This window comes from Methylobacterium sp. 13MFTsu3.1M2, from assembly GCF_900112625.1.
Classification (GTDB): Bacteria; Pseudomonadota; Alphaproteobacteria; order Rhizobiales; family Beijerinckiaceae; genus Methylobacterium.
Map to the genome: position 1 here is coordinate 1 of NZ_FOMM01000052.1, position 11118 is coordinate 11118.

The 11118-nt window shown below is 64.7% G+C and carries 16 protein-coding genes and 1 pseudogene; 7 read left to right on the plus strand and 10 right to left on the minus strand.

Going from position 1 to position 11118, the window contains the following annotated elements:
• Nucleotides 1-1010, minus strand: a 1010-nt coding sequence (groEL, locus tag BM314_RS29350) for a chaperonin GroEL (RefSeq protein ID WP_139237915.1), incomplete at its 3' end; no start/stop codon positions are given.
• Nucleotides 1011-1110: 100 nt separating this feature from the next.
• Nucleotides 1111-1398 carry a co-chaperone GroES gene (gene groES / locus BM314_RS29355; protein ID WP_056521150.1) on the minus strand — a complete coding sequence of 96 codons (288 nt, stop codon included), beginning with the start codon at nt 1396-1398 and terminating at the stop codon, nt 1111-1113.
• 512 nt (nt 1399-1910) lie between these two features.
• Here groES and BM314_RS29360 point away from each other — a divergent pair.
• Nucleotides 1911-2093 (plus strand): hypothetical protein, encoded by a 183-nt coding sequence (locus tag BM314_RS29360; protein ID WP_020096511.1) that lies wholly within the window; start codon nt 1911-1913, stop codon nt 2091-2093.
• Nucleotides 2094-2172: 79 nt separating this feature from the next.
• Complete coding sequence (locus BM314_RS29365) at nt 2173-2394, plus strand: hypothetical protein (RefSeq protein WP_091683110.1); 222 nt, start codon at nt 2173-2175, stop codon at nt 2392-2394.
• A gap of 356 nt (nt 2395-2750) precedes the next feature.
• Here the strand turns inward: BM314_RS29365 and BM314_RS29370 are convergent, their stop codons facing one another.
• Nucleotides 2751-3017, minus strand: coding sequence for a hypothetical protein (locus BM314_RS29370; RefSeq protein WP_139237916.1), 267 nt, complete (start codon nt 3015-3017; stop codon nt 2751-2753).
• A gap of 456 nt (nt 3018-3473) precedes the next feature.
• On the opposite strand from BM314_RS29370, the gene BM314_RS29375 reads away from it, so the two are divergent.
• Nucleotides 3474-3860, plus strand: coding sequence for a hypothetical protein (locus BM314_RS29375; protein WP_139215746.1), 387 nt, complete (start codon nt 3474-3476; stop codon nt 3858-3860).
• Nucleotides 3861-4420: 560 nt separating this feature from the next.
• Complete coding sequence (locus BM314_RS29385) at nt 4421-5389, plus strand: alpha/beta fold hydrolase (RefSeq protein WP_091683104.1); 969 nt, start codon at nt 4421-4423, stop codon at nt 5387-5389.
• A gap of 51 nt (nt 5390-5440) precedes the next feature.
• Here the strand turns inward: BM314_RS29385 and BM314_RS29390 are convergent, their stop codons facing one another.
• The 4 genes from BM314_RS29390 to BM314_RS29405 all read right to left on the minus strand — a co-directional run bounded on the left by BM314_RS29390 (nt 5441) and on the right by BM314_RS29405 (nt 6753).
• Nucleotides 5441-5716: a hypothetical protein gene (locus BM314_RS29390; RefSeq protein ID WP_244527069.1), complete on the minus strand. Its 276-nt coding sequence runs from the start codon at nt 5714-5716 to the stop codon at nt 5441-5443.
• Between the two features lie 120 nt (nt 5717-5836).
• Nucleotides 5837-6034, minus strand: coding sequence for a hypothetical protein (locus tag BM314_RS29395; protein ID WP_056521132.1), 198 nt, complete (start codon nt 6032-6034; stop codon nt 5837-5839).
• Between the two features lie 43 nt (nt 6035-6077).
• Entirely contained in the window at nt 6078-6440 is a 363-nt protein-coding gene (locus BM314_RS29400; RefSeq protein ID WP_091683103.1) for a DUF6481 family protein, read from the minus strand.
• Nucleotides 6441-6543: 103 nt separating this feature from the next.
• Nucleotides 6544-6753 (minus strand): cold-shock protein, encoded by a 210-nt coding sequence (locus tag BM314_RS29405; protein ID WP_091982067.1) that lies wholly within the window; start codon nt 6751-6753, stop codon nt 6544-6546.
• Between the two features lie 487 nt (nt 6754-7240).
• Between BM314_RS29405 and BM314_RS29410 the strand changes: the two genes are divergently transcribed.
• Complete coding sequence (locus BM314_RS29410; protein WP_091683101.1) at nt 7241-7426, plus strand: DUF3606 domain-containing protein; 186 nt, start codon at nt 7241-7243, stop codon at nt 7424-7426.
• Entirely contained in the window at nt 7423-7842 is a 420-nt protein-coding gene (locus BM314_RS29415) for a response regulator (protein ID WP_091683100.1), read from the plus strand. The genes BM314_RS29410 and BM314_RS29415 overlap by 4 nt, the downstream gene beginning before the upstream one ends.
• A gap of 38 nt (nt 7843-7880) precedes the next feature.
• Here the strand turns inward: BM314_RS29415 and BM314_RS29420 are convergent, their stop codons facing one another.
• Together BM314_RS29420 and BM314_RS29425 are read right to left on the minus strand one after the other, a co-directional pair.
• Nucleotides 7881-8252: a response regulator gene (locus BM314_RS29420; protein ID WP_056521122.1), complete on the minus strand. Its 372-nt coding sequence runs from the start codon at nt 8250-8252 to the stop codon at nt 7881-7883.
• A gap of 32 nt (nt 8253-8284) precedes the next feature.
• A complete protein-coding gene (locus tag BM314_RS29425; RefSeq protein WP_170855256.1) occupies nt 8285-9781 on the minus strand; it encodes a sensor histidine kinase in 1497 nt (498 codons plus the stop codon).
• 377 nt (nt 9782-10158) lie between these two features.
• Here BM314_RS29425 and BM314_RS29430 point away from each other — a divergent pair.
• Nucleotides 10159-10815 (plus strand): annotated as a pseudogene (locus BM314_RS29430) (IS630 family transposase); the annotation flags it as partial.
• A 10-nt stretch (nt 10816-10825) separates the two neighbouring features.
• Here BM314_RS29430 and BM314_RS31175 read toward each other — a convergent pair.
• Nucleotides 10826-11118: transposase (locus BM314_RS31175; protein WP_244540092.1), on the minus strand; the 293-nt coding region annotated here is incomplete at its 5' end.

Sequence of the window (11118 nt, forward strand, 5' to 3'; positions counted from 1 at the left end):
CCGACGCCGTCGATGATCGTGGTGTTCTCCTTCTCGATGCGCACGCGCTTGGCGCGGCCGAGCATGGGGAGCGTCACGTTCTCGAGCTTGATGCCGAGGTCCTCGGCGATCATCTGGCCCTTGGTCAGGATCGCGATGTCCTCGAGCATCGCCTTCCGGCGGTCACCGAAGCCCGGCGCCTTGACGGCCGCGACCTTGAGGCCGCCGCGGAGCTTGTTGACGACGAGGGTGGCCAGAGCCTCGCCCTCGATGTCCTCGGCGATGATCAGGAGCGGCTTGCCGGTCTGAACGACGGCCTCGAGCACCGGCAGCATGGCCTGGAGCGACGAGAGCTTCTTCTCGTGGATGAGGATGTAGGGGTCCTCGAGCTCGGCGACCATCTTCTCCGCGTTCGTGATGAAGTACGGGGAGAGGTAGCCGCGGTCGAACTGCATGCCCTCGACGACGTCGAGCTCGGTCTCGGCCGTCTTGGCCTCCTCGACCGTGATCACGCCCTCGTTGCCCACCTTCTGCATGGCGTGGGCGATCATCTGGCCGATCTCGGTGTCACCGTTGGCGGAGATCGTGCCGACCTGGGCGATTTCCTCGGACGAGGCGACCTTCCGCGAGCGGCCCGCGATATCCTTTACGACCGCGGCCACGGCCAGATCGATGCCGCGTTTCAGGTCCATCGGGTTCATGCCGGCGGCGACGTACTTGACGCCCTCTCGGACGATGGAGGCCGCGAGAACGGTCGCCGTGGTGGTGCCGTCGCCGGCGGTGTCGCTCGACTTCGAGGCCACTTCGCGCACCATCTGGGCGCCCATGTTCTCGAACTTGTCGGCGAGCTCGATCTCCTTGGCGACCGTCACACCGTCCTTGGTGATGCGCGGGGCGCCGAAGCTCTTCTCGATCACGACGTTGCGGCCCTTCGGGCCCAGCGTCACCTTCACTGCGCTGGCGAGCAGCTCGACACCGCGCAGCATCCCCTCGCGAGCATCAACCGAAAAGCGAACATCTTTGGCGGACATGGTGGTGCGCTCATCATCTGTCGTCTGGCCCCAAGGCACGCCACAGCGGGCGCCTCGACGGGAAGGTCGTCGTTCGAGGCCGCGAACGGCCTGATCGAGGCTAGGCGACGATGCCCAGGATGTCGGATTCCTTCATGATCAGGAGGTCCTGGCCGTCAATCTTGACCTCGGTGCCGGACCATTTGCCGAACAGCACACGGTCCCCCGCCTTGACATCGAGCGCGTTGATCTTGCCGGCCTCGTCGCGTGCACCGGGCCCCACAGCGACGACCTCGCCCTCCTGCGGCTTCTCCTTGACCGTATCGGGGATGATGATCCCGCCCTTGGTCTTCTCCTCGCCTTCGATGCGACGGAGCACCACGCGGTCGTGCAGCGGACGGAATTTCATTGTGAGATCCTGATCGTTCCCAAGCGAGATCCAACCGCGGTGATTGGCGCTGTCGCGGGACAGAGACCGGCGAGATTGTTTCGCCGCTTGATCGACCGACTGTTAGCACTCGCCGCATGGAAGTGCTAATCTTATGATGGGACAGCGGGCCCCGCTCATCCGGAAGCCGGGGCAAAACGCCTAAACGGCCCCTTCAGCGAGGGACAGCGGATTCGAACCGCCTGCGTCGATCGACCGATCTCCGCGCCGCGCGGATCAACCTGCGCGATCGTCCGCCCTGATCGGGCCGCTCAAGCAGGACTGTGTTGGAGGATGGCAAGACGATCAGTCAGGCCACCGCTCCGCCGACCAGCGACGATTTCACCGTGAAAAGCAGCTGTCTCGCCTGAAATCGCCAAGAGTTTTGACAATCGAAAATCTGGCCGGTGGCAGACGGATATTTCGTCTCTTTCACACGTTACACTTGTCCGCGCGATGGTCAGTCCCGCCGCTGGCGGACAAGGATCATTGTCATGACAATTCTGATGGCCGTCGCTCTGGCGATTGCGTTGCTCGGCATCGCGCTGACGTCGGCAGCCTACCGGTTTGCACCGGTGTCGAAGCACATAGCGAGCGGGGATATCGTCCTCGTCTGTGGGATCAGCACTGCGGCGTTGGGAAGCCTCGGAGTCCTCCTGCAGATCTTCACCGTCTGACCTGCGGGCTCGTCGAAGCCGCGTTGCCCGTGACCGGGTCGCGCGGCGGGATCCATGTCATGGACGGGAGGCTGCCACCATGCCGACACTGCCCGACGCCTACCTCCGGGACATCCTTGCAAAGGCGGAACAGGAACTCGCCGCGGCCGAGCTGCGCCGGGCCCAGCAGGCACGGATCGTCGCCGGCCCGCTCAATAGCCCGGAGACCCGAGCCGCCGCGGAACTGCTTCTGCGGGAGATCGACCGGACCATCACGTCCATCTGGGCGAACCGCCATTTAATCGAGGTCATCCTGGCCTGATCAAGCCGAGCCGGCAGATATGCCGATGCCGCGTTCATCCCCCCGCCCCTCGGCCAAGCGCGTCTCGTCCGTGCACAACGGCAGGTCGGCGGCTGGGGCCCCGACAATGGCACGGGACCAATCCTCACGATGCGTGTCACGTGCCGTTGCCTTGGGCGGTCATGCTGCCCGCGATCGGACCCTTATTCGAGCCCTCGGCAAAAACGTGGCCTGCACGGCACCGCCCGCCGACACTTCCCGAGGGGGCTGGCGACAAGCGTCAGCTCACGAAACTGCGCCACGGTCTGCCGAGGCGTTCGCCGACAGAGCCATCCGCGGCACGCATCTCCAAGCCACTTCGCTGTCGCTTTCCCAGATCATCGAGCGTCACGATCATCCACGAGACTTGGGCTTTGGGGGTCTGTGCGCTCGAAGCGGAGGGTCAATACCTGAGCTCGCTCCAGCAAAAGCAGACCATCAGCGACCAGGCCCGAAACCACTTCCCCGAATTCGTCCCTGGTAAGGCCACGACTCTTGAAGGACTTCACGATCGTGTCCGCATGCGCCATGACCATCAGATCGCGCTTGATCTCCATCGTCGAGGGGATCGATATTTTGCGCCCAAAACGTTTCTGATTGAGCATGGCGGATCTCCTTGACGACAGCAACGGAAGCTCGAGCACTGAAAACGCCGAGAAAGTTATTTCGTTCAGATCAGCGCCTGTTTCATGTTTTCCGGGATAAAATTACTAATATGCGATAAATCGCCAGATTTATATTTATTTGATCTGGTAAAATATTTTCGACACACCATCTTATGAGAGTCGCCGCATCCTGCGGGCGATCGCCGCGACGCGCGACTGTGTCGTCGGACGGACGCGGGTCCTGTCGCGTGCTGACGTCAGTCAGCAGGTGATGCGCTGAGTTCCCGGCATGGCGAATCTCGGGGACGACCCTCGACATGATGGAGCGGCTCTACGTCGCCAGTCGACCTGGCCACCTGAGCAAACGGTGACGTCATCGGCCGGCGCTTTGGCAGGACAGCGGCCGTCGGCTGTCTGCATGCGCGTGAATTCAGCCCGTCCAGCAAGGAGTGCGTTATGGCTCAACCCAGACTTACAGGCTTGGAGTTCAGCTGGTTCACCAAGTGCCAGATGATGGCGTCAAATTATGCCCAGCACTGGGAGATGGTTCTCGAGCCTGATCTTGGAGGTCTGATTCAGGCCGTCGCCACCGATGCGCGGACCAGCTTCACCGGGCCGCAATCGATGCGTCGCGTCGCCGAACGACTGACGCTCGTTGCGGACTCGCTTGTCGCGGCGAGCGACGATCGGGCTCGCGCTGCTGATTTGCGCCGCGAAGACGGTCGTTGCACGGAAGCGCTGCAATACTTGGCGTCGCAACTGGCGAGCACGGCAGCCAGCGTCGAGGCATGGAAGCATGCGTCCGCCTCCGCGACTGAAACAAGTCAGGCGCCGTCGGCGTGACTGCCAAAGGACTTATAATATCGGTCCCGGAAGATTAATAAACGGTTCTTATCGGAGCATTGAACAGATCAGATGATCGTTTTCAGATCCGATCGCCACAAGTTACAGGTCATGCCATCGGCGAAGGAGCCCAGCCGGTTCGACTGGTCGATCACGCGGGACGACGTGATCGTGCGCCAGTCGGCCCGATCCTTCGATTCGGAGGGCGCTTCGGAGACGAATGGCGATTTAGCCCTTCGTCGGATGACGGTGCGTTGGCAGGGCGCGCGATAGGCGCCGCAACCGCTACGGTCGTGCCTCCAACTGGGTCATCGCTCCGCCGGGCATGTCAGAGGCTTCAACCTGTCCGAGTGAGACCGGCGGGAGCTGCGCCGAGACCGACGCGTCCCGCGTGCCGTATGGCGGCGCCGACTAAGTGCCCAGCCGGCGTCATCCTGCCGACACCGATCGTCTGCCGCGCCGGAAACGGCGGACCGGCGCCTCTTCCCGTGATGGGAAGGGGACTCGCCGTCCCTCGGCAATCGGAAGGCACGCCCATTCCAGTGAACAGGATCAATCCCATGACAGGCCGTTCAAGAACAGCGTGGCTGCTTCCGACCCTGCTCGGCTCCGCGACCGCGCTGGGAGCGTCCGCCCTCTATGCGGCCGCCCAGGCGAAGCAGGCCGAGCGACGGACGCCACCGATCGGCGCGTTCCTCACCGTGGATGGCGTGCGCCTGCACTACGTCGAGCGGGGGGACGGCGAGCCGCTGGTGCTGATTCACGGCAACGGCATGATGATCCAAGACTTTCTCGTCAGCGGCATCGTCGACGATCTGGCTGAGCGCCACCGCGTCATCATCTTCGACCGACCCGGTTACGGCTACAGCGACCGCCCGCGCGGGCTCTGGACGCCGCGCACTCACGCGACGCTGTTCCAGAAGGCGCTTCAGCAGCTCGCCGTTGCCCAAGCCGTCGTCCTCGGACACTCCTGGGGGGCTTTGGTCGCGGTCGCCCTCGCGCTACAGGCCCCGCAGCTCGTGCGCAGCCTCGTCTTGGCGTCCGGATATTATTACCCGACGCTGCGCGCCGATGTGGTGCTCGCGTCCCCGGTGGCGCTCCCCGGCATCGGGGACCTGATGCGCCACTCGATCTCGCCCGTGATCGGTCGGATCCTGCAGCCCGCCCTGCTCAAGGCCATGTTCGCGCCGGCCGCCGTCACGGAGCGTTTCGACCGAGAGTTTCCGAAGGCCATGATGCTGCGGCCGATCCAGCTGCGGGCGTCAGCAGAGGACGCCGCGTTGATGACGCCGTCGGCGGCCGAGCTTCAGAAGCACTACCGCGATCTGAGGCTCCCGGTGGTGATCATCGTGGGCGGAGCCGATCAGATCGCCGATGTCGATCGGCAGTCGAAGCGCCTGCACGGCGAACTGCCCGACAGTCACCTCATCGTCGTGCCCGGCCTGGGCCACATGATCCAGCATCTGGCGCCAGACGCGGTCATCGCCGCCATCGAGCAAGCTTCGGAGCAGGTTCGCGTCGCCGCCTGAGGAGTGGCCGGTTCGGATCCCGGCGTCGCCGAAGTCGGACTGGCGGTGATGTCACAGAGCCCGCGCGAGGCCTGCTTCCAGAGCGAGTGCGTTGGCCGTCTGTTGCGAGAGGCGGACGCCCGTCGGCTCGACATCGGCATCCCCCTTCACCGCGCGGCGCACGATGGCCAGCGCCTCGTCCTCGGAGGTGGTGATGGCGACGTAGAACATCGCCAATTGCTCGGACAACTCGGCCTCGTCAGGTCGCGTCACCTTGAGGATGAAGGCCGTCTGGTTGGGTTCAATCATCGCCGCGTCGGCCGAATGCGCATTCGTGTTCGTCATCATGGCGTTCAACAAACTTGATTCCAGACTGCCCGCGGCATCTCCGCCGGTCCTGAGAGTCCCGACTGAGAGCCGTCACAGGACGCGCTCTCTGCACGCACTGATCCGACCGGCCGAAACCGATCAGGATGCGTGGGTGAGTTCGCCTTCCCGCACGGCACGCTCGCCGCTGGCGGACCTGATCCGGTAAGTCGGCTCGCCGGAACGGTCGTCCGGCGTGAGGCGAACAACCTCGAAGAGGCCGTCGACGATGCTCTTATTGCCGGCGTAGCTGAGCCCCAGCTGCCGGACATGCTGACCGATCTTGAACTTGTGCGACATGGGTCGTCCTCCTGGGTGACGGGTACTGCAGGCTAAGTCCGACCTACCGACGGGCTCGCGCCTTGCGAGCCGCGAAGCGTGCGTCGCGCGCGGCCTTCTGCTCGGCGGCGAGGTCAGCCTGCCGCGCTGCCTTCTCGGCTATCTGACGGGCGATCTCCGCTTCGGCGCGCTCCTTTGCGGCCAACGCTGCTGCCTCACGGTCAGCCTCGGCGGCCAGCCGAGCGATCTCCCGCTCGCTCGCCCGCACGTCCCGGGCCTGGACGACCGCGTGCCGCGCCGCTTGGCGGGCGAGGACGACCGGATCATCGGCCGCAGGACGAGCCCGGAAGCGGGCCAGCGTAGCCTGCCGCGCTTTGGCCGTCGCTTCGAGACGATCGACGAGCTGGTCTGTTTTGAATTGACCCACGGAAATTCCTTTTTGTCCGCGCCGACTCAGCCAAAGCGGCGAGAAACAGATGAAGCCGCTCCCGAGGGAACGGCTTCGAAAATCGTCGATTGTGCAGCGAGGCTCAGACGGCCTGAAGGTTGCCGGCCGACTGCTTACCGGTGCGACGGTCGGACTCCATCTCGTAGGAGATCTTCTGACCTTCGGCCAAGTTGCGCATGCCGGCGCGCTCGACGGCGGAGATGTGGACGAACACGTCCTTGCCGCCATCATCCGGCTGGATGAAGCCGAAACCCTTGGTGTCGTTGAACCACTTAACGGTGCCGATGCTCATAGGTATTCCATATCTATACAGGCAAGAAATCGGGCCGAGCGCGCATCACGCGCGCCCGGTCTCTGGTCGTCGAAAATGGGAGAGATGCAGAGCGTTCGCCCTGTTCAGGCGAGACGGCCGGAATATCTGGCCAAAAGTCGATTTATTATCTCTACGCCATCGGCGAAATCATCACAACCATTAATGTGGCTCGGACAAAAATTAGCGCCCCGCGCCGCGATATCGTGCGCGCCAGAGAAGACTAAAACCGGCGACAGGATCATTGATCTGCAGCTGTCCGACCGCGGTAGAACTCGGGCTTCTGGCGCATCGCAGCGTCGCGCCGGAAGATCATCGGTCCCGCGGCCGTGGAGCCTTCCCATCCTGCCGCAGACACCGTCCACCCGCGAGACAAGGCAACCTTACACAACGTCCCGCGTTGGCAAACATCCATCCCACTGAATATCTGAGGCGCGGTCTTCGATGAGAAGACGCGAAGCAAGAGCGCATGTCGTTCGTCAAAAAAACCTTACCCAGCCGAGCCGCCACGCACATCGATATCAATGATCGGGTCGTTCGAGCCGCGTGGGCCGAACGCTTCGCGATTACGGAGGGGCAGCTGCGCAAGGCGGCGAGACTGGTGGGTTCCCGCATCACGACCCTCACGAGTCATCTTGGCGGGCCGTGCTCATGACGGCCCTCACCACGCGCCAGAGGGCTCCGTTAGCCCCGAACCAGCTCGGCATCCTGATCGTCGACGACGATCCGGTGCAGCTGATGGACATGGCCGGGGCGCTGACCGACGCTGGACTCATCGTGTTCGAGGCTTGCAACTCCGAGCAGGCGGTCGACCTTCTCTCGACCCGTACCGACGTGCGCGTCCTGATCAGCGACGTCGATATGCCCGGCAGCGAATTGAACGGGTATCAGTTGGCGAAGCTCGTCGCGGCGCGGTGGCCCGAGATCAGGCTGCTGGTGCTGTCCGGTCGGAACAATCCCAAGGGCACCGATCTGCCGGACGGAGCACGTTTCGTATCCAAGCCGTGCGCGCTCCATGCGCTCACCGGCAACATCTTCGATCTCCTGTCCGAACAGGGCGGCGGCATCTAGGCCGGTGTGGCCGACACTGCTGCGCGGAGCGGCCGGTCTCAGGCCACCAACGCCAGGGCCGTCGCCGAGACCTCGTTCAGACTGAACGGCTTGGGAAAAAACCGCGCCTTGTCGGGCAGGGTTCTCGGCCGGAACGCGAGTGGGCCGGAGCAGACCATCACGGCGGTCTCCGGCCAACGCTCCGCGATCAGCTGCGCCAAGCGAATGCCGTCGACCCGACCGGGCATGCGCACGTCGGTGAACACCAGCTGGATCGTCGGGAGTCTACCAAGCAGGTGCAGGGCCATGTCGCCAGTCCAGGCCTCGATCACGTCGAAGCCTGCATCGGCGAAGACATCCATGGTCTCCATCCGCGTGATGTTTTCATCCTCGACGATCAGCGCGGTTGGCTTCGAAATGATTTTGTTCATGGCTTAGAGCAAGCACGCGGAACGGTTTTCGTTCAATCTGAAATCTCCGTCTTTTCTTGAAACCCTGCGACGGGCGCCACGAGATCACACGTGACGCCGCTCGGCTGGTACACCAGCCTCACGGTCCCACCGATGGTCCCGGCGAGACCGCGCTCGATCAGACGGGTTCCGAAGCCCGTGCGCGACGGTGTCGAGACCGGCGGCCCGCCCGATTCAGTCCAGCACAGCCGCAGCTGCGGATCGTCGCCCGCCGCCTCGATCTGCCAGCGGATGCCGATGTGCCCGGCCTCGGTCGAGAGCGCCCCGTACTTGGCAGCGTTCGTCGCCAATTCGTGGATCATGAGCGCGAGAGCCAGCGCGGCCTTGGGGCCGATCTCGAGCGGCGGTCCCTCGATCCGGAACCGCCCCGCCTGCTGGTTGTCGTGCAGAGCCAGCGCCCCCCGGATGACGGCCTCCATCCCGGCCTGCTCGGTGTTGCTCGCCAGGAGAATGTCGTGGGCCTTGCCGAGGGCGATCAGGCGCTGCAGCAGGGCGTCGCGCGCGCTGTCCAAGCTGGCGGCGTTGCGCAGGGTCTGCGCCGCGATGGCCTGGACGATGGCAAGGGTGTTCTTCAGCCGATGGCTGAGTTCATGGTTGAGCAGGCTCTGGTGCTGGTCCGCCGCCGCCCGCGCGCTGTTGTCCAGCATGACGCCTGTCATGCGCATGACGCGTCCGGCCTTGCTTCGGACCAGGAACGCCTGATTGAGCACGTCGGCATACGTGCCGTCCGCGCGCTGAAACCGGTACGCGTCGGCCCAACGCGGGCCCACCTCGGTAGCGCTGAGGACCTTCTGACGGACGCGCTCCCGATCCTCCGGATGAATGTGCTCAAACCACCATGCGGCCGTCGGTGTGACGGTCGAGGCCACGTAGCCGTAGACGCGGGTGAGGGCATCGTCCCAGTGAAAGGTATCGCCCTCGCGATCCCAATCCCACATCACATCCGTCGTGGCGCGCGAGGAAAGCCGGAAGCGCTCCTCGCTGATCTGCAGCGCGTCGCGCGCCTCGTCGGAGGTGGTGAGCGCGCGATCCCGTTCCCGGATGGCCCGCCGCAACTCGAGCTGGGTCATCACCTGACGGGCGAGCGCCTGCAGGCCGGACGCCTGTTGCGGGGTGAGGCCCTCCGGCCGGGGCTCGTTGTCGATCACGCACAGCGTGCCGATCGCGATCCCGTTGGTCGCCGTCAGCACGGCGCCCGCGTAGAAGCGGATGAACGGCTCTCCGGTCACCAGCGTGTTGTCACGGGTGCGGAGGTCCTGCGTCAGGTCCGGGATGATGAGGATATCCCGCTCGGCGAGGGCGTGGGCACAGACGGATTGGCTGAGCGGCGTCTCGCAGGGGGCAAACCCGATCCGGGCCTTGAACCACTGGCGGTCGCTGGCCACGAAGCTGATGAGGCCGACGGGCGTATCGCAGATCTGGGTGGCGAGGGCGACGAGATCGTCGAAGCCGGGCTCCGCGGGCGACTGGAGGATGTCGTAGCCGCTCAAAGCGGCTTTTCGCGCATGCCCGGCTGGGTCATTCATCGCATTGGTGTGTGCAGGGGTGATGAGTACCCGTAGCCAGAAGTTGCGATCTACGCCACCCGGCAATCGTCACCCGCTCATCGTGGCGCCAGCTACGGCCCGCTCGGAACGGAATTGGCGCCTCGGGCATCCGAATGCCGCAGGCGGTTGGGGCCGTGATCCTGCGATCTGCGCCGATCCGGCGCGGCGGCTTTCCGAGGCCGGGCAAGGCGGGCATGATAGGCCCGCGCCGAGCTGCTATCCATCGACACTGACCTGCACGGGCATGTCTAGTGGTCAAAACCTAACGGTTGAGTCCGTCCCGGGTTTCGGTTTGGGCTGTGTCCTGCGAGTCTGGCGGGATGCACAGCGGCATCTCCTTCTCGCTTTCTGCTTCGGATCGCCTTCGACTGGACGCCCTCGTGGCTGACCGGAATACGCCGCAGAAGCATGTCTGGCGCGCTCGCATCGTGCTGCTGAGCGCCGATGGGCTCGGGACGCACGCGATCATGCGTGAGGCGGCCGTGTCCAAGACCGCGGTCTGGCGCTGGCAGGAGCGCTTCGCGCGAGAGGGTCTCGCTGGGCTCCTTCGCGACAAGACACGGCCAGCCCGCATCCCGCCGCTCGGCCCGGAGGTTGCGGCGCGCGTGGTGGCCCTGACCCTGGCTGATCCGCCCGGCGAGACCACGCATTGGACGGCAGCTGCCATGGCCCAGGCCACATCCATCAGCGTCTCGTCGGTGCAGCGGATCTGGCGCGGGCATGGCCTGCAGCCGCATCAGGCGCGGCAGTTCAAGCTCTCCAACGACCCGGCCTTCGCCGCCAAATTGCGCGATGTGGTCGGGCTCTACGTCGATCCACCAGCTCATGCCGTGGTGCTCTCCGTCGACGAGAAGTCGCAGATCCAGGCGCTGGCCCGAACGCAGGACCCGTTGCCGATGAAGCCGGGGCAGCCCACGACGCGCACCCACGACTACAAGCGCCACGGCACCACGACCTTGTTTGCCGCCCAGGACGTCCCACGGCGTGTCATCGCTTGAGCCAGTCGAGGGCTGCGGCGAGGGAGAGGACGCCTATGAAGCTGGCGGCGGTTTTCTCGTAACGGGTTGCGACGGCTCGCCATTCCTTAAGCCTGGCCCAGAGGCGCTCGATCTGATTGCGGTTGTTGTAGATCCAGTCCGGACAGGCGACGGGGGTCGTCGAAGCGTTGCACGGCCCCGATCCAGTGTAAGCGTCGTTCTCAGGCCACGGCCCTGAGGGGCTGCGGGGCGTAGGCCCAAGGCAGCAGGTCGTCGATATTGCTCTGCGGATGTCCGGCGACG

Bases quoted from the DNA above. Each gene is read 5' to 3' on its own strand.
- BM314_RS29415 (WP_091683100.1), top strand. From the start codon at position 7,423: ATGACGGCCCTCACCACGCGCCAGAGGGCTCCGTTAGCCCCGAACCAG.
- BM314_RS29395 (WP_056521132.1), bottom strand. From the start codon at position 6,034: ATGTCGCACAAGTTCAAGATCGGTCAGCATGTCCGGCAGCTGGGGCTC.
- BM314_RS29385 (WP_091683104.1), top strand. From the start codon at position 4,421: ATGACAGGCCGTTCAAGAACAGCGTGGCTGCTTCCGACCCTGCTCGGC.
- BM314_RS29365 (WP_091683110.1), top strand. From the start codon at position 2,173: ATGCCGACACTGCCCGACGCCTACCTCCGGGACATCCTTGCAAAGGCG.
- BM314_RS29370 (WP_139237916.1), bottom strand. From the start codon at position 3,017: ATGCTCAATCAGAAACGTTTTGGGCGCAAAATATCGATCCCCTCGACG.
- BM314_RS29405 (WP_091982067.1), bottom strand. From the start codon at position 6,753: ATGAGCATCGGCACCGTTAAGTGGTTCAACGACACCAAGGGTTTCGGC.
- BM314_RS29360 (WP_020096511.1), top strand. From the start codon at position 1,911: ATGACAATTCTGATGGCCGTCGCTCTGGCGATTGCGTTGCTCGGCATC.
- BM314_RS29410 (WP_091683101.1), top strand. From the start codon at position 7,241: ATGTCGTTCGTCAAAAAAACCTTACCCAGCCGAGCCGCCACGCACATC.
- BM314_RS29420 (WP_056521122.1), bottom strand. From the start codon at position 8,252: ATGAACAAAATCATTTCGAAGCCAACCGCGCTGATCGTCGAGGATGAA.
- BM314_RS29375 (WP_139215746.1), top strand. From the start codon at position 3,474: ATGGCTCAACCCAGACTTACAGGCTTGGAGTTCAGCTGGTTCACCAAG.
- groES (WP_056521150.1), bottom strand. From the start codon at position 1,398: ATGAAATTCCGTCCGCTGCACGACCGCGTGGTGCTCCGTCGCATCGAA.
- BM314_RS29390 (WP_244527069.1), bottom strand. From the start codon at position 5,716: ATGATGACGAACACGAATGCGCATTCGGCCGACGCGGCGATGATTGAA.